At 42.3% G+C, this 21,206-nt stretch carries 16 protein-coding genes; 6 read left to right on the forward strand and 10 right to left on the reverse strand.

The features are described 5' to 3' along the window. Nucleotides 1-26: 26 nt before the first annotated feature. Together mscL and typA are read right to left on the reverse strand one after the other, a co-directional pair. Nucleotides 27-458 carry a large conductance mechanosensitive channel protein MscL gene (mscL, locus tag B1201_RS03490; RefSeq protein ID WP_078192339.1) on the reverse strand — a complete coding sequence of 144 codons (432 nt, stop codon included), beginning with the start codon at nucleotides 456-458 and terminating at the stop codon, nucleotides 27-29. 290 nt (nucleotides 459-748) lie between these two features. Further along, nucleotides 749-2,584: a translational GTPase TypA gene (typA, locus tag B1201_RS03495; RefSeq protein WP_078192340.1), complete on the reverse strand. Its 1,836-nt coding sequence runs from the start codon at nucleotides 2,582-2,584 to the stop codon at nucleotides 749-751. Between the two features lie 174 nt (nucleotides 2,585-2,758). Between typA and B1201_RS03500 the strand changes: the two genes are divergently transcribed. The 3 genes from B1201_RS03500 (at nucleotide 2,759) to B1201_RS03510 (ending at nucleotide 6,693) form a co-directional block, all read left to right on the forward strand. Then, nucleotides 2,759-4,129: a uracil-xanthine permease family protein gene (locus B1201_RS03500; RefSeq protein ID WP_078191151.1), complete on the forward strand. Its 1,371-nt coding sequence runs from the start codon at nucleotides 2,759-2,761 to the stop codon at nucleotides 4,127-4,129. A 66-nt stretch (nucleotides 4,130-4,195) separates the two neighbouring features. Next, the gene (locus B1201_RS03505; RefSeq protein WP_078192341.1) at nucleotides 4,196-5,230 is read left to right on the forward strand and encodes a methyltransferase; all 1,035 of its coding nucleotides are present in this window, start codon (nucleotides 4,196-4,198) and stop codon (nucleotides 5,228-5,230) included. After that, the gene (locus B1201_RS03510; protein ID WP_078192342.1) at nucleotides 5,230-6,693 is read left to right on the forward strand and encodes an amino acid permease; all 1,464 of its coding nucleotides are present in this window, start codon (nucleotides 5,230-5,232) and stop codon (nucleotides 6,691-6,693) included. Before B1201_RS03505 ends, B1201_RS03510 begins: the two co-directional genes overlap by 1 nt. A gap of 244 nt (nucleotides 6,694-6,937) precedes the next feature. Here B1201_RS03510 and ligA read toward each other — a convergent pair whose 3' ends face one another. From ligA to B1201_RS03535, 5 genes are all read right to left on the reverse strand, one after another. Next, a complete protein-coding gene (gene ligA / locus B1201_RS03515; RefSeq protein ID WP_078192343.1) occupies nucleotides 6,938-8,971 on the reverse strand; it encodes an NAD-dependent DNA ligase LigA in 2,034 nt (677 codons plus the stop codon). 98 nt (nucleotides 8,972-9,069) lie between these two features. Beyond that, on the reverse strand, nucleotides 9,070-10,116 hold the full coding sequence (locus tag B1201_RS03520; RefSeq protein WP_078192344.1) for a cell division protein ZipA C-terminal FtsZ-binding domain-containing protein: 1,047 nt from the start codon (nucleotides 10,114-10,116) through the stop codon (nucleotides 9,070-9,072). Between the two features lie 34 nt (nucleotides 10,117-10,150). Beyond that, nucleotides 10,151-13,567 (reverse strand): chromosome segregation protein SMC, encoded by a 3,417-nt coding sequence (smc, locus tag B1201_RS03525; RefSeq protein WP_078192345.1) that lies wholly within the window; start codon nucleotides 13,565-13,567, stop codon nucleotides 10,151-10,153. Between the two features lie 10 nt (nucleotides 13,568-13,577). Then, complete coding sequence (locus B1201_RS03530; RefSeq protein ID WP_078191157.1) at nucleotides 13,578-14,273, reverse strand: GntR family transcriptional regulator; 696 nt, start codon at nucleotides 14,271-14,273, stop codon at nucleotides 13,578-13,580. 147 nt (nucleotides 14,274-14,420) lie between these two features. Next, a complete protein-coding gene (locus B1201_RS03535) occupies nucleotides 14,421-15,233 on the reverse strand; it encodes a sulfite exporter TauE/SafE family protein (protein WP_078192346.1) in 813 nt (270 codons plus the stop codon). A 29-nt stretch (nucleotides 15,234-15,262) separates the two neighbouring features. Between B1201_RS03535 and B1201_RS03540 the strand changes: the two genes are divergently transcribed. Further along, entirely contained in the window at nucleotides 15,263-16,018 is a 756-nt protein-coding gene (locus B1201_RS03540; protein ID WP_078192347.1) for a biotin--[acetyl-CoA-carboxylase] ligase, read from the forward strand. A 22-nt stretch (nucleotides 16,019-16,040) separates the two neighbouring features. Then, nucleotides 16,041-16,772, forward strand: coding sequence for a type III pantothenate kinase (locus B1201_RS03545; protein WP_078192348.1), 732 nt, complete (start codon nucleotides 16,041-16,043; stop codon nucleotides 16,770-16,772). Between the two features lies 1 nt (nucleotide 16,773). Here the strand turns inward: B1201_RS03545 and B1201_RS03550 are convergent, their stop codons facing one another. After that, on the reverse strand, nucleotides 16,774-17,340 hold the full coding sequence (locus B1201_RS03550) for an RBBP9/YdeN family alpha/beta hydrolase (RefSeq protein WP_078192416.1): 567 nt from the start codon (nucleotides 17,338-17,340) through the stop codon (nucleotides 16,774-16,776). A gap of 938 nt (nucleotides 17,341-18,278) precedes the next feature. After that, nucleotides 18,279-19,682, reverse strand: coding sequence for a signal recognition particle protein (ffh, locus tag B1201_RS03560; RefSeq protein WP_078192350.1), 1,404 nt, complete (start codon nucleotides 19,680-19,682; stop codon nucleotides 18,279-18,281). A 138-nt stretch (nucleotides 19,683-19,820) separates the two neighbouring features. Here ffh and B1201_RS03565 point away from each other — a divergent pair, with 138 nt between their 5' ends. Beyond that, nucleotides 19,821-20,630 (forward strand): cytochrome C assembly family protein, encoded by an 810-nt coding sequence (locus B1201_RS03565; RefSeq protein WP_078191164.1) that lies wholly within the window; start codon nucleotides 19,821-19,823, stop codon nucleotides 20,628-20,630. A 134-nt stretch (nucleotides 20,631-20,764) separates the two neighbouring features. Here the strand turns inward: B1201_RS03565 and B1201_RS03570 are convergent, their stop codons facing one another. Further along, nucleotides 20,765-20,974: a cold-shock protein gene (locus B1201_RS03570; RefSeq protein WP_067761877.1), complete on the reverse strand. Its 210-nt coding sequence runs from the start codon at nucleotides 20,972-20,974 to the stop codon at nucleotides 20,765-20,767. Nucleotides 20,975-21,206 lie beyond the last annotated feature (232 nt).

Consider the following 21,206-nt stretch of genomic DNA (forward strand, 5'->3'; position numbering starts at 1 on the left):
TAAGCGCCGTTTTCACTGCTAAAGGATTAACCTTTACGTTTTAATTCATCACGAATTTCACGAAGTAATTCGATATCTTCTGGAGTCGCCTCTGGAGCTGGCTCTTCAACTTTTTGACGGCGCAATTTGTTCATCAATTTCACTAACCAGAATACGACCCATGCCAAAAGCAAGAAGTTGATTAAGATAGTTAAGAAGTTACCGTAAGCCAACACATTAAGGCCTGCATCTTGTGCAGCTTTGAGCGTGGTGAGGTTATTTGGATTATCGCCCAATACTAAGAACCAATTTGAATAATCAACGTCACCACCAAGGATCCAAGAAATAAAAGGCATGATAATGTCTTTTACCATTGAATCGATGATTTTACCGAAAGCACCACCAATGATGACACCTACAGCCAAGTCCATCACGTTGCCTTTTACGGCAAATTCTCTAAATTCTTGAATAATACTCATGTGATCTCCAGAAATTTTTTCAGCTTTAATTTTGTGACGAAGTATACATTATATCTGTATAACTATTTCCACCTAATTTACTTGGTTTTTATTAGATTCTAAATGCCATGTATAAAAATTCACACAAAACATTTTTGATTTTGGTAATACATTCTATTAAAAAGGATTTATCAAAATTATGCATGTCGAATTAAATGAATAAAGTCATTCAATTTTTGCATTTTTATTCAAAACGCCCATGCATAAAAAAACCGCTAACCTAAGTCAGCGGTTTTTTTGAAACTGTAAAATTAAACGTTACGGTTACGTTTACGTTCGTTTTCAGTCAACCAGCGTTTACGGATACGGATTGACTTAGGCGTTACTTCAACTAATTCGTCGTCTTCAATAAATTCAAGCGCTTGTTCAAGCGTAAATTCAATGTGCGGAACAAGAGTCAACGCATCATCAGTACCAGAAGCACGTACGTTAGTTAGCTGTTTCGCTTTAGTTGGGTTAACAGTCATGTCGTCTGAACGTGAGTTAATACCAACGATCATACCTTCATAAACTTCTAACTGAGGTTTAGCGAATAGACGGCCACGGTCTTGTAAGCTGAATAGTGCATAGCCCAAGCAAGTACCTTGAACCATAGAAATCAACACACCGTTTTGACGTTTCGCAACAGTACCTTGTTTCATTGGACCGTAGTGCGAGAAGCTTGAAGTCATGATACCTGTACCTGAAGTCATAGTTAAGAATTCAGAACGGAAACCAATCAAACCACGTGAAGGAACTGTTGCTTCAATACGGATACGGCCTTTACCGTCAACTTCCATATTGGTCATTTCACCTTTACGGTGACCCATTTGTTCCATTACAGCGCCTTGGTGCTGCTCTTCAACGTCAAACGTTACGTTTTCGTATGGCTCTTGTTTTTCACCATCAATTTCTTTGATGATTACTTGTGGACGTGATACGCCCATTTCGAAGCCTTCACGACGCATGTTTTCAATAAGAACTGAAAGGTGAAGCTCACCACGACCAGATACTTTGAAACGGTCAGGACTGTCAGTATCTTCAACACGTAATGCTACGTTGTGAATCAATTCGCGATCTAGACGTTCACGGATATTACGTGAAGTTACGAATTTACCTTCTTTACCAGCAAACGGTGAGTTGTTTACTTGGAAAGTCATCGATACTGTAGGTTCGTCTACAGAAAGTGCAGGTAAAGCTTCAACTGCTTTTGGATCACAGATTGTGTCAGAGATATGAAGTTCATCAATACCCGTTACACAAACAATGTCACCAGCAGAAGCTGATTCAACATCGATACGCTCTAAACCATGGTAACCCATGATTTTTAAGATACGACCGTTACGTGTTTTACCGTCTTTGTCGATTACAGTTACAGGAGTGTTTAATTTCACTGAACCACGTTGAATACGACCAACACCGATAACACCTACGAAGCTGTTATAGTCAAGTGAAGACACTTGCATTTGGAATGGACCGTCAACGTCAACCGCTGGTGGTTCAACGATGTCTACAATTGTTTCGAACAATGGAGTCATGTCTTCAGCAAGTTCTTCTGGAGATGGACCAGCCACACCACGAAGACCTGAAGCATATACAACTGGGAAGTCTAACTGTTCGTCAGAACCACCAAGGTTGTCGAACAAATCGAATACTTGGTCAATTACCCAGTCTGGACGAGCGTTTGGCTTGTCGACTTTGTTAATAATTACGATTGGTTTCAAACCACGTGCGAACGCTTTTTGCGTTACAAAACGAGTTTGTGGCATTGGGCCTTCTTGAGAGTCAACAAGAAGAAGTACGCAGTCAACCATTGACATTACACGTTCTACTTCACCACCGAAGTCGGCGTGTCCCGGGGTATCCACGATATTGATACGGTATTCAGTGTTAGTACGCTTGTCTAACCATTTGATTGCAGTGTTTTTTGCAAGAATGGTAATACCACGTTCACTTTCAATAGCGCCAGAATCCATTACACGTTCGATCTCGCCTGCGCGATCGCCAAGAGCACCTGATTGCTGTAAAAGTTTGTCTACAAGAGTAGTTTTACCATGGTCGACGTGCGCGATGATGGCAATGTTACGGAGAGTTTTAATATCTGACATGTGAATTCGATACGCCTAAAGTTTGAGGGCAAATTATACAGAAAAAATATAGATTTTAGTAGTGACAGTTTATTGACAATCGCATTTTTTTTTGACGACTGGTACGCTTTTGGTTTTGTAAAGCTGTGTAAACAGATTAGAATAGCGCCACCTAGCCTTAATTTTCAGTGCCGCATGTCTGATTTAAACCAATCTCCCGAAGCAAAAGATCAACTCGATTTAGTCTATGGATTGAATGATCGACCAAAACCTTTTATTGCTTTTCTCGCTGCGTTCCAACATTTATTGGCCATTATTGTCCCAATTGTGACGCCGGGTCTGCTGATCTGTTTGGCACTTGGTGTGTCAAAAGAAGACACCAATATGATTCTGTCGATGTCATTGGTGATCTCTGGTATCGCAACCTTTTTACAATGTAAAAAAGTCGGTCCATTTGGTGCAGGTCTCCTGATTGTACAAGGAACCAGCTTTAACTTTATTGGTCCTATTATCGGTATTGGTTCTGCAATGGTTGCGGCAGGTACACCTGTAGAAGCAGTTATGGCATCTATCTTTGGTGTGGTGATCGCGGGTTCATTCATTGAAATGGGTGTGTCACGAATCTTACCTTGGGTGAAAAAACTGATTACCCCATTGGTAACAGGTATTGTGGTGCTATTGATTGGTCTGACTTTAATTAAAGAAGGCCTGATCAGCATGGGTGGTGGTTATCAAGCCATGGGCGATAAAACATTTGCCAATGCAGACAACCTCATCATGTCATGTACCGTTTTGGCACTGATCATTTTATTGAACCGTGTGCGTATTACATGGGTAAAAAGTTCTGCCATCCTAATTGCCTTAGTCGTGGGTTACATCCTTGCAGGCTTTATGGGTCATTTAAACTTTGATGGTTTAAAAGATGCGCCACTGGTTCAAATTCCAACACCGATGCACTTTGGCTTAAGCTTCTCTTGGAGCTTGTTTATTCCAATGGCATTTATCTACCTTGTGACATCTTTGGAAGCGATTGGCGATATTACCGCGACTTCTAAGCTTTCAAATCAAGCTGTAGATGGCCCTGAATGGATGAAGCGTATTAAAGGTGGTGTATTGGTGAATGGTGCAAACTCATTCCTTGCCGGTATCTTTAACACATTCCCAAGTTCTGTATTTGCGCAAAACAACGGTGTTATTCAGTTAACAGGTGTTGCAAGCCGCTATGTAGGCATTTGGATTGCTGCCCTATTGGTTATTTTAGGCTTACTTCCTGCTGTAGCAGGTGTCATTCAGGCAGTTCCACAAGCCGTGCTTGGTGGTGCTGTAATGGTCATGTTCGGTGCCGTGGCTGCCTCGGGTATTAATATCTTGTCAGGCATTCATTTAGACCGCCGCGCACTATTAATCATTGCGATTTCATTAGCATTGGGTCTAGGTGTTGCACAAGTACCACAAATCCTTGAACATCTTCCTGAATTGTTCCGTAATATCTTCAGTTCAGGCGTTGCCACTGGTGGTATCGCTGCCCTTATTTTGAATATTGTTCTTCCTGAAGTGAAGAAGTAAGTTCATTTGTCAAAGAACACTGCCTAGGTTCCGCCCTAGGCAGTGTTTTTTATGATGGAGAAATCTATGGATCTCACAAGTGAAGTCGTTATACGACAGATCGATTTATTACAAGATCGCGTGCTTTTCGTAAATGCACCGACAGATGACTTACTCAGTCAATTGAATGACAATATTAAGCCATCGATTTGGTGCTGGAATTTTAATGATTTTCAGTACTTTCAAAATCAACAGTCAAACGTCCATTTTGGTGTCGATTTTCCTGAAGGTCAGTTTGATCAAGCGGTTATTTTTGTTCCTAAATCAAAAGAACTGCTGAATTATTTATTACACAATGTGGCAAGTCACCTTGCTCAAGGTGCGTCTATTTTCCTCGTGGGTGAGAAAAAAGGCGGTGTTGAACGCGCAGCAAAACAATTACAACCCTTTGGTAAAACCCTAAAAATTGATAGTGCGCGTCACTGTCAAATGTGGCAAACCCTCTTAGAAAAAACTGTAACACTCAAGCCACTACAAGATTGGGTGCAAAAATATCCAGTTGAGACTCCAAATGGTGAGCTTACGATTTGCGCACTGCCGGGCGTATTTAGCCAGAACCGTTTAGATGTGGGTACGGCTACCTTATTGCCTTATTTATCACAAGTCACTTCGGGCAAAATTGCTGATTTCGGCTGTGGTGCGGGTGTCATCAGTGCTTATTTAGCCAAACTGAATCCTAAAAATCGTATCTTTGCCATGGATGTAGATGCTTTTGCACTGGCTTCTACACAAATGACATTTGAACAAAATTTGCTTGAACCTGAACAACTTGAGATTAAAGCGGTCACAGGAATCGAGGATGCACCACTATTTTTACATGCCATAGTCAGCAATCCACCCTTCCATCAAGGGATTCAAACCGACTACAATGCCAGTGAAAATCTATGCAAAACTTCGCGCAGACATTTGAAGTCTGGGGGTGAGCTTTGGATTGTTGCCAACCGATTCCTCAATTATCCGACTTTAATTGAGCAACATTATGGTCAATGTACAATCAAAGCCGACCAACAAGGATTTAAAGTCTTGTTTGCGAGCACGCAAAAAAATCTTAAGGAACAATGATGAGCGAAACTCAAAAACCAGCTCAGCTTCAGCGTAAGTTGGGTGCTCGCCATCTCAACATGATTGCAATTGGTGGATCAATTGGTACAGGTTTATTCCTTGCCTCAGGTGCAACCATTGCCAATGCAGGCCCGGGTGGCGCCCTGCTTGCATACTGCTTAATTGGTATCATGATTTACTTCTTGATGACCAGCTTAGGTGAGCTTGCAACACATAACCCAACTTCGGGTGCATTCTTTACCTACGGCACCAAATATGTCGAGGGTGGTTTCGGCTTCGCTTTGGGTTGGAACTATTGGTATAACTGGGCGATTACCGTGGCATTTGAATTGGTTGCAGTCCAATTCATTATGAAATTCTGGTTTCCTGATATTCCGGGCTTTTACTGGAGTGCGATTTTCCTCGCAATCGTCTTTGCCATTAATGCGCTGACCGTAAAAGGCTTCGGTGAATCCGAATTCTTCTTCTCGCTTGTTAAAGTGCTCGCAATTGTTGCCTTTATCATTATCGGCCTGTTTATGATTGGCAAAATCATGCTGACACCGGGCGTAGAAACATTTGCCAACTGGACCAAGGGTGAAGCCCCATTTGTCGGCGGTTTATCTGCCTTGATTGGTGTGGCCATGATTGCTGGTTTCTCTTTCCAAGGGACTGAAATGGTTGGTGTGGCTGCAGGTGAATCGAAAGATCCTGAAAAGACCATTCCTATTGCCATCAAGCAAATTTTCTGGCGTATCTTGTTGTTTTATATCGTGTGTATCTTCATTATCGGCACTCTCATTGCCTATGATGACCCACGTTTATTACAAGCAGCATCTACTGAAAATATTGCACTATCACCATTTACCTTACTGTATGAAAAAGCAGGTTTTGCCTTTGCTGCATCGGTGATGAATGCGGTGATCTTGACTGCGATTTTATCAGCGGGTAACTCTGGTATGTACTCCTCTACTCGTATGCTGTTTGATATGGCACGTAAAGGCAGTGCGCCGAAAGTCTTTGGTCGCTTAGATGCACGTGGTGTACCAATGAATGCACTTTATGCAACAACAGCGATTGCAGCACTGTGCTTCTTAACCACCTTTATCGGTGAACAAGCGGTCTTTAATTGGTTACTGAACATGTCAGGTATGTGTGGCTTTATTGTGTGGCTTGGTATTGCAGTTTCACATTATCGCTTCCGTAAAGGCTACTTGGCTCAAGGCAATAAATTGGAAGATCTTGCTTACCGTGCAAAATTCTTCCCATTTGCACCTTGGTTTGCCTTTATTTTGTGTGCCATCGTGGTCCTTGGTCAGAACTATCAAGCCGTTTTAGATGGTGAATGGTTGGCCGTCGTTTCTACCTATATTGGTATTTTCTTATTCCTTGCCATTTGGTTCGGTTATAAGTGGAAACACAAAACTAAGTTTGTTTCATATCAAGAAATGGATGTAAAACCAATGAAAGTTGATCAAGAATAATGTGATCACTGAATAAAAAGAGCAGCATAAGAGCTGCTTTTTTTTATGGCTAAAATTGTATCTCAATACATTCACGCTTTAGCAAAATATTTCGTGAGTAATGTTGAGGAATACTGTCTGATCTATCACCAACAACTGATACGCTCACTCAATCATGTTAAGCACCGAAAATAAAAACGCCCAATGCAATGCATCAGGCGTTTGTTCAAAAGTAACTACGTTTTCAGGTTAAATTTTTCAATACTTAAGAAGCATTTTGCTGTTGTACAAAGGAAATAAACTCCTCTTCACTCATCACAGGTACACCCAACTTTTCAGCCTTTTCTAATTTAGAACCTGCCTTTTCACCTGCAACTACACATTTGGTTTTACCCGAAACACTACCACTGACACGTGCGCCTAAGGCTTGAAGCATTTGCGTCGCTTCATCACGCCCCATGGTACTCAATGTTCCAGTAATCACCCAACTCTCGCCATTCAGCGGCTGACGACTTGGTGCAACAGGTGCATCCCAATGAATCCCAGCTGCCAACAAACGATCAACCACTTCGAGGTTATGCGGCGCTTGGAAAAAGTCGACAATCCATTCAGCGGTAATATCACCAACGTCTGGCGTTTTTTTCAAGGATTCGAGATCTGCATGACGAATCGCATCAAAGGTTTGGAAGGTATTGGCGAGCATGCGTGCCGTGGTTTCACCCACGCCTCGAATGCCAAGTGCATAAATAAATGCGCCTAGTGTCGTTTTCTTACTATTTTCAATAGAATCGATGAGGTTTTGAACCGACTTCTCGCCCATTTTTTCAATAGTCAGTAATTTTTCACGATGCGCATGCAAGCTATAAATATCAGCAACATCTTTGAGCAGATCCAAATGTAAAAGAGATTCCGCCCAACGGTCGCCTAAGCCCTCAATGTCCATAGCTTTACGCGATACAAAGTGACGAATCGCCTCAATACGCTGTGCAGCACAGTACAATCCACCTGAACAACGTGCCAAGGCTTCACCTTCTGGCATCACCACTGGAGATGCGCAGACTGGACAACATGCAGGTAACTGAACTTCTACCGTATCTACAGGACGGAATTCAGTCCATACTTTTTCCACTTTGGGAATCACATCACCACTACGGTAAACACTGACTGTGTCACCGACACGTACATCTAAACGGTGAATTTCACCAATATTATGTAGAGTGACATTAGAAACCGTCACACCACCGACTGCCACAGGGTTTAAACGTGCGACTGGGGTTAAAGTCCCTGTACGCCCCACTTGCCAATCAATATTTTCAACCGTCGTGAGCGCTGCAACTGCAGGGAATTTATATGCCGTTGCCCAGCGCGGTTCACGACTTAAAAAGCCCAGTGTTTGCTGTTGCTTCAGGCTGTTTACCTTAATCACCATGCCATCAATTTCAACGCTCAGGCTTGGACGATCAATGATCATTTGCTCATATGCAGCTTGTACGTCCTGAATGCTGTCACATATAAAGTGACGTTCACCGACAGCAAAACCAAACTGTGTCAGCCACTCAAGACTTGCAGACATGGTGGTTTGCCCATGATGTGGTTCGCACTGTGCAATGCCATAAGCATAAAAAGCCAAGGGACGTGAAGCCGCAATTGCAGGATCGAGTTGACGTAAGCTTCCTGCTGCTGCATTTCGTGGATTGGCAAAGGTTTTTTCACCTTTGGCTTCGTTTTCAGCATTAAGCTTTTCAAAGCCTGATTTTGGCATCAGAACTTCACCACGGACTTCAAGCAGACTTGGAATTTCAGTCTGTGTAGAGGTCAGTACTTTAGGTAAATTACGAATGGTTTTTACATTTTGGGTAATGTCTTCCCCAGTTTCACCATCACCCCGTGTCACACCACGGACTAAAATGCCATTTTCATACCAGAGAGAAATGGCCAGTCCATCAAATTTTAATTCGACATCATATTCAATTTTTTGATTCGGCAAGCGCTCTTCTACGCGGCGTGCAAAGGCAAATAAATCTTCTGCATTAAACACATTACCCAATGACAACATGGGTACTGCATGGGTTACAGATTCAAACTTAGACAAGGCCTTTCCACCCACTTTTGTAGTTGGTGTATCAGGTTGTACTAAATCAGGGTATTGCTCTTCTAAAGCTTTTAATTGGTGAAAAAGTTGATCATATTCACTGTCCTCAATTTCTGGCGTGTCCATGACATAGTAGGCATGGTTATGCTTCGCCAAGAGTTGAATCAGTTGTCGCATCTGTGCAACGACAGTGGATTGTTGTGTCATACATTCACCATAAAAAAGGGCGGTTCATGCTCCGCCCTCAAATTTCATTATCTGTTGCTATTATAGAAACCCACTCGGTGAGTTTCAATCAAAGACGCTTAGACTTCGATAGCTTGACCTTGACGATAATCAATCGCTTGATGACGCCAATGTTCACGCATCTGCGGTGTAAATTCTTGGTTATTTTGATCATACACAGTACCGTCAATTTCACGGGCAATTAGACGTGAAATGCTATCCATGGTATCAAAGGCATTTTGTACATCGCTGTGTGGCAGCGCTAAGAAGAAAGCCAAACCTTTTACTTCTTCAGTCGATAAAGTTTCAAGATCAAAACCTTGCGCAGCGCCATCATTATTCATTTGCAATACAGAGAATAATAACTTTGTACCTTCTTCATCATAGCGATGGAAACAGGCCATTTCGCCAAAACGCAGGCCGTATTTGAGTAACACTTTTAATGCTTTTTCACCCGACAAGGCACGGCTATCCGGGAACACATTTAAGGCGATATAAGTTTCCGCAGTCGCTAAAGCACTTTCTTCATCAACAATTTTTTGTTCATGTAAATGCGCATCCAAAATACTGCTTTCTTCATCAAAATCGCTGATTTCAGCTTTTTCAATTGCGCTATTTACACTAAATTCCGGGGCTTTTTCTGCAGGAACAGCATCAGCCTGAACGTCCGTCGCAGCAGTCGCTGCGTGATTGGCATCGGCGGCTACAGATGCAACAGTTGTAGATTCAGTTGCTTCTGTAGACAATGTACTGTCTTCTGTTGCAGTTTGAGCGTTTTCAACTGAAACGGGATCTGTCGTAGTCGCCTCAGTCTTAGCTTCAACGCTCTGCTCAGTTGGTTCCGTTGCCGTTGCTTCTGGCGTTACATTCGCTTGAACAGTTTCAGTCGCTTCAACCGCTGTGACTTTTTCCTCAGCCAAAGTCGGCTCTACACGTTGCGTGGTTTCAGGTGTATTTAACTGATTGCGTACATGGCGCGGAATAACAGGTTGCTGACTATCAGGATCAATATGTAATTCGGTGTCAAGTGATGGCGCTGCATCTGCAGGTTTACGAAACATCATTCGAATACCCACAACCATGATAATTACAGCGATTACAATCCCAGCTATAGTGGTGATTTCCATGTTATGCCTCCGCAGCTAAACCGTATTCTTTGGCTTACTCTATATTCACAGTCACTAATTTTGAAGTTCCTGGTTCTGGCATGGTCACACCAAGTAAGTCAGTTGCCATTGTCATAGCCAGTTTATTGTGTGTAATGTAGATAAATTGCACTTGTTCTGAAAGCTCTTTTACAAGATTACAAAATCTTCCTACATTTGCATCGTCTAAAGGTGCATCGACTTCGTCTAAAACGCAAAATGGTGCAGGATTTAGGCGGAAAATCGCAAAAACCAAAGCCAATGCGGTCAGTGCCTTTTCACCACCTGACAATAATGCCAAAGAGCTATTTCGTTTACCCGGTGGTCGTGCCATCAGTTTTACACCTGATTGCCAACCATCTTCAAGGCTTAAACTTGCTTCACCACCATTAAATACTTTCGGAAACAACTCTTGAAGTTCTGCATTGACCTTATCAAAAGTGGTCATAAACAGCTTTCGCGTTTCCTGATCAATGCTTTTCATCGCAGCTTGCAGTTGTTCAACGGTCTTTTGCAAGTCATCAATTTGGTGGCTTAAATCATCAAAGCGTTTAGAAACTTCAGTATATTCTTCTGCCGCAGCCAAGTTGACTGCACCCAATTTATCAAACTGCTGCTGTGCTTTTTCGAGTTTTTGCTGATGGGATACCACATCAATGCTTAAGCCCGTCAGCATTTCGCTGTTCATTTCTTTCAGCTGTTCAGAATAATGCTGCAAATCAGACTGCGCGGATTGCCAAGCCAAACGCTTTTCTTCCAATTGCGTACGCAATTTTTCATCTTGCTGTTGATGTGAATGGCGTTGTTCCGTCAATGTCTGTTGTTTGCTCTGAACATTATTGAGTTCAAGCTGCCAGTCATTCCAGGTTTTTTGTAAACGTTCAGTGACTTGAGCCTGTTCAGAATACTGTGACTCAAGCGCAGGCAATTCTAACTGTACTGGATCGACAAATTTCTTCGCCTGTTCCATCTGTCCAAGAATTTGCTGAGTTTGCGCTTTTAAAAAGACCGTGTCTTTTTCTAATAATTCAATCTGTTGTTTCGTCTGTACAGACTGACGACGCACGATTTCCAATTCTTGCTGACTGTGTAATGCCATTTGCTGAGCACTTTCCAGCGCTAGACTCAATTCCTCAACTTGGAATTGCAAGGTCTTATAATTGGGCAAAGCTTGCTCAAGCTTCATCGTCAGCGCATGCAGATCTATTTCCAAATCGTCTTTTTGCATGGCATCTTCTTCAAGCTGTGCTTCAAGTTGCTGTAATTGATCTTCTAACTGCTGCTTTTGTAATGCAAAAGCCTGATTGGAACTTTGTACCTTCGCAATGGCAACATCAGCATTTTGAATGTCTTTTTGCCAATTTTTTAATTGGCTATGTTGCTGTTGCAGATTTTGCTGTAAAGCTTGTACGGCATTTTGCAACTCAGGCAATTGGCCTTCTAGTTGCGTTAGCTTTGGCTGCTGCTCTGCAAGTAATTCAGTCAATTCATCTAAGCGAATACGGTGGCTCAATGCACCTTGCCCTGCTTGGCTGTCCTCATCATAATCTAGACCAATCACCCAATCTGCACCGACATGATAACCATCGAGCGTGAGTATCGACTGACCAGCAGCCAGTTTAGCCTGATGGCTCAATGCCATCGGCAATGTTTCGGCAATTGCGACTTGCTGCCAGATTGAAAGCTGTGGTGCTTCAATCCACGTCGCCAAAGCATCTAATCCAACGATTTGTGCTGCGGTGTGCTGACTGCCTTTGACCTGACGTGCAACACTGTCTTGAAAATTATCACTGTGTCCCAAGACTTGGGCACTCAGCCATTTAGACAAAAATTTCTCGACCAGTTGTGCATGCTGTTTACCTTGTGTGCTCAACTGCAACTGCTGCATTAAATGTTGACGCTGACTTTGCTGCTTTGGACTAGCTTTAATCATCAATTGATTTAGGTTTTTCTGCTCTGACAACAGCACCTGTATTTCTGACTTTAGCTGCAGCACCGTATTTTTGTGCTGTGCCTGCTGTTCTTGTGCAGCTGCAAGCTGTGTTTGCGTTTCGGCAATCACCAGCTCTTGTTGCACAATTTGCTGTTCGAGTTGTTGCTTATCTTGCTGATACTGCTCCAACTCATCTTGCTGCGCCTGATGCTGAATTTGACCTCGTTGCTGTTGTAGGGTCTCGCGCTGTTGCTCAATTCGACCAATATTTTTGGTCAATTGTTCACTCTGCGCCAACATCTGTAGCTTTTGCTGTTGCTGCTTTTCGACTTGCCCACGGCATTGTTCAAATTGTTGAACCGCTTGTTGATGCTGAGCTTTCAAATCGGCTAACTGCTGGGTCTGTTCCTGACTACTGCTTTCTTGACGCTGTAATTGTTCAACAAATCCATCTTGCTGTTCTTGTAGCGTTTCCAGTTGTAACTCTAATAACTGTAAACGTTCTTTGGTTTGAGCTTTTTGCTTCTCAAGCTCCACCAAACTTGCCGAATTTTGTGCAAATAAACCCTGCTTTTGCTCCAGTGTCATTTTCAACTCAGACAGTTTCTTTTCCGCCTGTTGCCATTCGCTTTGTAATGGCGTGGACTGTTGAATAAGCCGTTGAAATAAAGCACTGGTGGAAGATAAGTCATGCTCTAGAGTATTTAGCTCAGAACGCACCAGTTTGAAGGTTTCCCCGAGCTCATTCATCTGAAGCGTGTATTCTTGCTGTAAACGCGTACTTTGCTCACATTGGAAAGACAACACTTCGATCTTAAAAGTACGAATTTGGGTTTCTAATTCTTTGTATTGCACCGCCGTTTCAGACTGACGTTTTAAGGTTTTCAGCTGAGACTTCAGTTCTGATGCAATGTCTTCGAGACGTTCTAAATTTTGAGTGGTGTGTTCTAGATGGTGTAAAGTTTCACGACGACGAGCTTGATAGCGAGAAACCCCTGCGGCTTCTTCAATATACACACGCATTTCTTCAGGTTTGGCATCGACCAAACGGTTGATCATGCCCTGTTCAATAATCGCATACGAACGTGGACCTAAACCGGTGCCTAAGAAAATATCGGTAATATCACGACGGCGGCATTTAGTGCCATTGAGGAAATATTCGGATTTACCATCACGATTGACCTGACGACGAACTGCAAGCTCAGTATAGGCATTATAAGCGCCACCTAGCTTGCCATAGGTATTATCAAAACGCAGTTCAACACTCGCCATCCCGACTGGTTTACGCTTTGCCGTTCCGGTAAAAATAACATCTTGCATGGTGCCACCACGCAATTGACGGGCACTGGACTCCCCCATAACCCAGCGAATGGCATCAATCACATTGGATTTACCACAGCCGTTCGGTCCAACAACCGCACTACGGTTGCCTTCAAATTTTAGAGTTGTGCTATCGGCAAAAGATTTGAAGCCGGAAAGTTTTAAACTGCTTAAACGCATAATGTCCTGATCAGCGGCGTGAACGTCTCGCCCACGCTAATTCGATTTGTTTCATCCGTGTTAGTGATTCCAACACAAGGTTGCGTAAGTGTCGACAAAAATCTTCCATAAATAAAGTGGCTTGATGTGATTTTCTGATTAAAACTGCATCAGTCACTAATTTAAACAAATCAAAAGATTCTTGTAGTTCACGTCGTGAAATATTTAGTGTCAGAAAATAACTGCGTCTGAGTGATGGCAACAATTCTTGGTAATAACGCATCAGGTAGGTATTTCCCACCATTTCATGCTGACGAGCCATGCCCTGAAAAATCAGATCATAAAACTTTTCAGTATTGCCTTGGCGAGTTTCCACGTCTAATTGTTCAAGTAATAACTGAATACGCTCAGCTTCATGGCTGCGCCACGTTTCCGCCATACGATGCACAATTTGGCCCAACAATAATGCTGCAATATCAAATAATGAGCGCACTTGTAAAGCCGACATTTCAGAGACTAAGGCGCCACGTCGCGGGTAGATTTCAATGAGCTGGGTCCGTTCTAAAATCAATAAAGCTTCACGAACAGAGCCACGGCTCACATCCAATTCGGCCGCAATTCTGAGTTCCTGAATACGCTCGCCTTCGACCAACTCACCGCGAATGATTTGTTCACCGATGTGTTTGGCAATTTGTTCTGACAAACTGTCCGCTTCTTGTTGTTGCATACTGTTCCTATCTTTTTTTTATAAGATGCAATGTTCAGATTTACACTCAATCTATTTACATTAGAAACGATAAGCAACCTAATTGAACATGACATTGTCTGACAATCTTGTGTCAACAAAGCCAATTTTTTCAGTCAAAACGGACAATCATGCGCCAAAGGCTTGCATACCTTGGTAAATAAAATAGCAGCCGACTGTTGTTAATAAACATGCAAAACAACGCTTTAGCATAAATGGCGACAACATATGAGCCACTTTCGCACCCAATTTCGCAGTAATGAAGCTCATGACACTAATCCCGATAAATGCATAAATATGGATATAACCAATGGTATTGGGAACCTCGATATCGGCATGATGACCAAACCACATAAAGCCAAGGGCCCCTGCAATCGCAATCGGTAAACCACATGCAGCAGATGTCGCGACCGCTTTTTGCATAATGACGCCGTTTTTATTCAAATACGGGACGGTTAAGCTACCACCACCAATACCGAAGATCGCAGAAGCAATCCCAATACCACCGCCTGCTACCATTTGCATGGCTTGTGAGGGTAAATGTTTATTCGGATCGACAGGTGTTGCTGCACCTCGAAACATTTTAAAGGCTACCCAGACCGCAAAAAAGCCGATTAACAGTTGCAAACCCTGCCCTGATAAATAATCTGCAATGCCTGCACCGAGAAATGAACCGATCACCAAACCTGGTGCCAAATTCCGAAAGACATTCCACAGCACTGCACCTTTTTTATGATGCGCCGAAACCGAGCTAAGTGAGGTGACAATAATCGTGGCTAAAGATGTGCCCACCGCCATGTGCATAATCGCACTGGGATCATACTGAAGTTGGGTAAAAACGATGAATAAAATCGGCACAATAATCAGACCACCGCCAACACCAAATAGCCCCGCAGCAAAACCAGCGATTGCACCAATCAGTAAATATATGATTAACTCCATCAATATTATTCCACAACTCTCAGATTCAAATGGATTTAGAGACCAGACACTTACAGCAATTGCTGAGCACAGTACCTCAACCGCCTGAAGTTTTATTACTGAAGCCCATAACAACATCGACCAATGACGATGTCCGTGAGATTGCCAAAAAAGACATTCAACATGTTTTGGTATGCAGTGAAGAGCAAACTCAGGGGCGTGGGCAACGCGATCATCAATGGGTCTCACCCGTTGGTAATATCTATTTAAGCACATTGCTGAATTTACAGACAGCGATAGATGGACGGCTTGCACTCGAAATTGCCTTAAATATCTTACAAATGCCAAGTTTGCAAAATCTCGCATTACAAGTGAAATGGCCCAATGACCTATATAGCCCACAAGGCAAATGGGGCGGGATTTTGATTGAACCAATTTCGCCACATCAAGCGATTGTCGGCGTGGGCATGAACTTATTTCCGATTCCATCCACAGGAATTGAGCAACGCGCAACGTCGTTATCTGAACTCGGACTTCCCTCGCCAAACCGTTTACAGTTAATCGCTGAACTCTATGCAGCGATTCAACTTGCAGGTGAATGGTTCGATCATAACTGCTATAACCTCGCTGCAAGATTCAACCATTATGCTGCATTTATGCAACAGCCTGTTGAGCTTGAACACCTACAAGGCAAAAGCCAAGGTCTCTTTCTCGGTATTGAAAATGATGGTTCGATCAACATCCAAACTTCGCAGCGCTTAGAAAATCATTTCCAAGGTCGCTTACGTTTAGCAGATCAATCATAAACAGGATTGCAAAGGCCTACTGATGAAAAAATTATGGCTCGATGTCGGTAATACTCGGCTGAAATACTGGATTACTGAACACGATCAAATCATAGAACATGCTGCGGAACTGCATTTACAGTCGCCTGCCGAACTCCTACTCGGTTTAATCCAGCACTTTAAAAGTTTGGACTTAGATCAGGTCGGGATTTCCTCGGTACTCGACAAGAAAAATAATGATCGGATTCAAAAAATTCTTAAATTTTTAGCGGTTCCTGTCACCATTGCCAAAGTTCATGCCGAATATGCGGGCTTGCGCTGTGCATACGAAGACACCACAAAGTTCGGGGTCGACCGTTGGCTGCAAATGCTGGCTGTAGTTACAGACCCTGCACAAAAATACTGTGTGATTAGCTGTGGAACAGCACTCACCATTGACTTAACGGATGGATTACAACATTTAGGTGGCTATATTTTGCCAAATTTATATTTGCAACGTGATTCGCTCATCCAAAACACCAAGGGCATTAAAATTCCAGATGCCATCTTTGACGAGCTGTCTCCTGGTAAAAATACCATCGACGCTGTTCATCATGGCATATTGCTCAGTTTGGTCAGCACCATTGAAAAGGTGCTTGATAAATATCCCAGTCGCTTAATTTTAACTGGGGGCGATGCTGCGCTATTTGCCAAATACCTGCAGCGCTTTACGCCTGAAGTCCATAATGATCTGCTTTTAAAAGGCCTGCAAAGCTATATTGGCCAACAACCGTAGATTAAGCCCGGATCAAATACGGCTCCACAGCATCCCAGACTTCGGGCAATTCGGTACAGCCTTCAGAGTCAATAAAATGCCCCTGATGACGCGCTTCAATCACCTGTGCATCTAGGCTTTTTGCCTGAGCCAAGCTGAATTCGGGTTGCACTCGCTCATCGCCTTTTGAATAGATCACTACCCGATGCTCAACCTGCTGTTTTAGCAAGTCAAAATCTATTTTAGCTGCATCAATAAAAGGATTCACCTGCTCTAGACGTCCCAAGCGGCCATTAAAACCGGCCGCAAGCACAAGAGCTTTTATGTTCTGATGCTGCAGTTTTTGTGACAGATAATGCAGTGCAGCGATACATCCCAAACTATGGGCAATTAATATAGAGTTTTCATTTAATACGTCAATCTGCGCATCCATTTGCTTCATCCACACATTTAAGACGGGTGTTTCTGATGGATCAAGCCGAAGCACCTTAAGGCTGACGCCCGCTTTTTTTGCCTTTTGCGCGATCCACGGAAACCAATTCTCTTCAGGGCTCGCGGTATAGCCATGCACCACAATTACTTGCGCCATTTCATGCTCCATTCCTCTTTTTGAATTCAGTCTGAAATAAAAATTAGAGATTGAGGGTAAACAATTGTGAATTTTTGCAAAACTTGACTATTTGCTAGAACACTTTCATGAGCTGATTCAAAATATCCAGCAATTCTGGAAACATTATGAAGTCATAAAAGTCCTGTATTTTCCCTTCCGTGTTCCACCCTTGGATCACTATTGATAACTTCAGCGTGAACGGTGGCGGAACAAAAGGATCATTGCTGGACAGCATACGCACGGCCAATGGCAAATGCTGATGCAGCATATGACGGTTCAATTTGCATTTTAAAATAAAGCTGCCTAATTCAAAAAAAATTAAAGGAATATACAAATCCAGAAATAAAAATGCCCGCTTAAATCTTGCCTTACCGCTGGCTGAAATGCGCTGTCAAACAATACAGCGCTGTCAGACAACCCAAACTGTGCACTATAATAATTTTATTTTCATCGAGCTTAGGTATTTGCAGGGAAATAAACTTCTAACAATCGTCAAAATCTGGTTGTACTGCATTTGCCATATCAATGCGCCAAGAATAATGTCCTACCCCTTGCTGCTTTTGTCTCAATAAGGAAACTAATACTCATTAGGGGAAGCCTGATGAGCATGAATCAGATAGATGTTTTGGCTCTCTGGCGTATGAGGTGTATTCATTATTTGATGCTTATTTTGGGTAAAGCTTTCAATTTGCAGTTAGGCAAACTTTCACCTCTGTTTTAGACCTGTCATCTACACGGTCTCAATGTCAATTTCGCATGTTTTTGTAATGATTTAGCTCAATTGGTATTTATCAGTTCATATACAAATTCCTTCATCCAGTGCTTACTTATAATTCTCGTAGCAATTTTTTGAATGCGGTCTTATCAAATTTTAGCCATAAAAAAAGGCGCTGAATGCGCCTTTTTTTAAGTCCAAATTACTTCGGATCTTTACTGCCGAACAATGGACCCATGCCACCGCCGCCAAATTGTTTTTGCATATTGCCCAATGATTTCATCATTTTTGCCATACCCGTTGGGTTGGCAAATTTCTTCATCATTTTCGCCATTTGAGCATGTTGTTTAATCAGTTTATTTACTTCAGAAACATCCATACCACAACCGGCTGCAATACGTTTTTTACGGCTTGGATTCATCAAGTCTGGGTTACGACGTTCTTTAATGGTCATCGATTGAATAATCGCTTCCATTTTCTTCACTTGCTTTTCAGGATTTGCTTGTGCAATTGCATCTTGAATCCCTGAGTTGCTCATGCCTGGAAGTTTATCCAAGAAGCCCATCATGCCGCCCATTTTGTTCATTTGTTCAAACTGCATAAGCATATCTTCAAAGTTGAAGCTACCGCCTTTTTGCAGTTTTTTCGCCATTTTTTCGGCTTTTTCTTTGTCGATTTTACGTTCAACTTCTTCGACCAAAGAAAGTACGTCACCCATACCCAAAATACGCTGTGCGATACGTTCAGGATGGAATGGCTCTAAGGCATCGAGTTTTTCACCCATACCCAAGAATTTAATCGGCTTGCCAGTAATGGCACGAACAGAAAGTGCTGCACCACCACGTGCATCACCATCCGTTTTTGTCAGGATCACACCCGTCAAAGGTAAGGCATCATTAAAGGCTTTTGCCGTATTCGCCGCATCCTGACCGGTCATGGCATCAACCACGAACAATGTTTCAGTCGGCTTAATCGCTGCATGAAGCTCTTTAATTTCATCCATCATTTCGTCGTCTACATGTAAACGACCTGCTGTATCGACAATCAAGACATCAGCAAATTGAATTTTTGCTTGCTCAATCGCACGATTTGCGATGGTAATCGGTTTTTCGTCTGCGTTTGATTCAAAGAAAATCGCGCCAACTTCACCTGCAACTGTTTGTAGCTGTTTAATCGCTGCTGGACGATAAACGTCGGCAGACACCATTGCTACTTTTTTCTTTTGACGTTCTTGTAAGAAACGTGCAAGTTTTGCCGCAGTAGTAGTTTTACCCGCACCTTGCAAACCTGCAAGAAGAACTACAACTGGTGGTTTTGCCGCTAGGTCTAGGCTTTCATTCGCCTCACCCATCATTTTGGTCAATTCGTCATGAACGATTTTGACGAAAGCCTGCCCCGGTGATAACTGAGTCATCACTTCTTGGCCCAATGCTTCTTCCTTAACTTTCGCGATGAATTCACGAGTTACAGGTAACGCAACATCGGCTTCAAGAAGTGCCATACGTACTTCGCGTAACGTATCTTTAATATTGTCTTCGGTTAGCTGCCCTGAGCCAGTAACATTTCTTAAACTCTGCGTGAGTCGTTCTGTTAAGGTATCAAACATTGCAAAATCCGCTTAAAATAGCCATGAGCAAAAAATTGTTTCTTAAAATAGAAAATTTATGCATAGAATGCTATAGGATACTTTAGTTCTTGCAGAATTTATATAAATGAATATTCAACATCCTGAAAAAGGTTTGACATGATCAGTCTCCCCTTGGTTTACACGATCCTAGCATTAATCGCTTATACCACGTCTTTTTGGTATTTATTCAGCCATTTAATGTCTAAACGTGCGCCGAACCATTGGTTTATTGGTGTTGTACTTGGTTTAGGCATGTTATTGCATGCAGGTGTTTTATATAACGACATGTTGACGCCTATGGGTGTGAACTATGACGTGTTCAACCTGATGTCATTTACTTCAGGTCTCATGCTATTACTCAGTGTGTTATTTAGTACCTATCGACCTGTGCTTGCAATGAACCTGTTGGGCATTCCTGTGGCAGCGACAGGGTTGATTTTGGGCTTTGCATTTAGTCGACAAAATCAATTTATAGAACAACATTCACTGGGTTTAGACATCCATATTATTTTGTCACTTTCCGCATATGCCGTCCTGCTGATGGCAACAATTCAAGCGGTTATTTTGCGTTTACAAGACCGTGAACTAAAAAACAAGCAGAAAAAGCGTGTATGGGTGAGCCTGCTTCCATCCTTCCAAGCCATGGAATCTTTGCTATTTGATTTATTGATTGCTGGATTTGCACTACTGACCGTGGCGCTTGGGTTTGGTTTCTTCACCATCGATAACTTCTTTGCACAGCATTTGGCACATAAAACAGCCTTTAGCATTATTTCATGGTTCGTCTATGGAGCTTTGCTTATTGGACACTATCGTTTTGGCTGGCGTGGTCAAAAAGCTATTCGCTTTACCATTATTGGTTTTTGTCTTTTGGCAGTCGGCTTTATTGGATCTAAGTTTATTTTAGAAATGGTTTTGGGCCGCTAAGTCGACGATGAAACTATCTTAAGTTTTATTAAGAAGGGAGCTACAGCTCTCTTTTTTTATAGCTTGATTATTCATATAAAAACAACTGGCATAAAAAAAGCGCTATACAGCGCTTTTTTTTCATTACGTCTAAATTATAGAGCAACGATGTTTACAGCATTCGGGCCTTTTTGACCTTGAGCGATGCTGAAAGAAACTTTTTGGCCTTCTTGCAAAGTTTTGAAGCCAGAACCAGTGATTTCGCTGAAGTGAGCAAAAACGTCAGGACCGTTGTCTTGTGCAATAAAACCGAAACCTTTAGTTTCGTTGAACCATTTAACTGTACCAGTAACTGTATTAGACATAATAATACCTATTAATTTGTTGATTTAGCCATTGGATGATGACTGACTATAACTTGGAAAATAATAAAGAATTGAACTTCATTTCTGTAAAAAACGAAGGATTATGACTAACACTGCGATACTTAAAGAAAATTTACGAAACAATACTTTTTTTCTAGTTGCAGCCATCATACATGAAATCTTAAAAGATTCAAGCACAGTATATGTTGTTGATTCCATTAAAAAACAACAG

The sequence above is a fragment of the Acinetobacter sp. ANC 5600 genome, assembly GCF_002018395.1.
Classification (GTDB): domain Bacteria; phylum Pseudomonadota; class Gammaproteobacteria; order Pseudomonadales; family Moraxellaceae; genus Acinetobacter; species Acinetobacter amyesii.

Excerpts from the sequence above, each read along its gene's own strand:
- mscL (WP_078192339.1), bottom strand. The coding sequence starts at position 458 with ATGAGTATTATTCAAGAATTTAGAGAATTTGCCGTAAAAGGCAACGTG.
- typA (WP_078192340.1), bottom strand. The coding sequence starts at position 2,584 with ATGTCAGATATTAAAACTCTCCGTAACATTGCCATCATCGCGCACGTC.
- B1201_RS03500 (WP_078191151.1), top strand. The coding sequence starts at position 2,759 with ATGTCTGATTTAAACCAATCTCCCGAAGCAAAAGATCAACTCGATTTA.
- B1201_RS03505 (WP_078192341.1), top strand. The coding sequence starts at position 4,196 with ATGGATCTCACAAGTGAAGTCGTTATACGACAGATCGATTTATTACAA.
- B1201_RS03510 (WP_078192342.1), top strand. The coding sequence starts at position 5,230 with ATGAGCGAAACTCAAAAACCAGCTCAGCTTCAGCGTAAGTTGGGTGCT.
- ligA (WP_078192343.1), bottom strand. The coding sequence starts at position 8,971 with ATGACACAACAATCCACTGTCGTTGCACAGATGCGACAACTGATTCAA.
- B1201_RS03520 (WP_078192344.1), bottom strand. The coding sequence starts at position 10,116 with ATGGAAATCACCACTATAGCTGGGATTGTAATCGCTGTAATTATCATG.
- smc (WP_078192345.1), bottom strand. The coding sequence starts at position 13,567 with ATGCGTTTAAGCAGTTTAAAACTTTCCGGCTTCAAATCTTTTGCCGAT.
- B1201_RS03530 (WP_078191157.1), bottom strand. The coding sequence starts at position 14,273 with ATGCAACAACAAGAAGCGGACAGTTTGTCAGAACAAATTGCCAAACAC.
- B1201_RS03535 (WP_078192346.1), bottom strand. The coding sequence starts at position 15,233 with ATGGAGTTAATCATATATTTACTGATTGGTGCAATCGCTGGTTTTGCT.
- B1201_RS03540 (WP_078192347.1), top strand. The coding sequence starts at position 15,263 with ATGGATTTAGAGACCAGACACTTACAGCAATTGCTGAGCACAGTACCT.
- B1201_RS03545 (WP_078192348.1), top strand. The coding sequence starts at position 16,041 with ATGAAAAAATTATGGCTCGATGTCGGTAATACTCGGCTGAAATACTGG.
- B1201_RS03550 (WP_078192416.1), bottom strand. The coding sequence starts at position 17,340 with ATGGCGCAAGTAATTGTGGTGCATGGCTATACCGCGAGCCCTGAAGAG.
- ffh (WP_078192350.1), bottom strand. The coding sequence starts at position 19,682 with ATGTTTGATACCTTAACAGAACGACTCACGCAGAGTTTAAGAAATGTT.
- B1201_RS03565 (WP_078191164.1), top strand. The coding sequence starts at position 19,821 with ATGATCAGTCTCCCCTTGGTTTACACGATCCTAGCATTAATCGCTTAT.
- B1201_RS03570 (WP_067761877.1), bottom strand. The coding sequence starts at position 20,974 with ATGTCTAATACAGTTACTGGTACAGTTAAATGGTTCAACGAAACTAAA.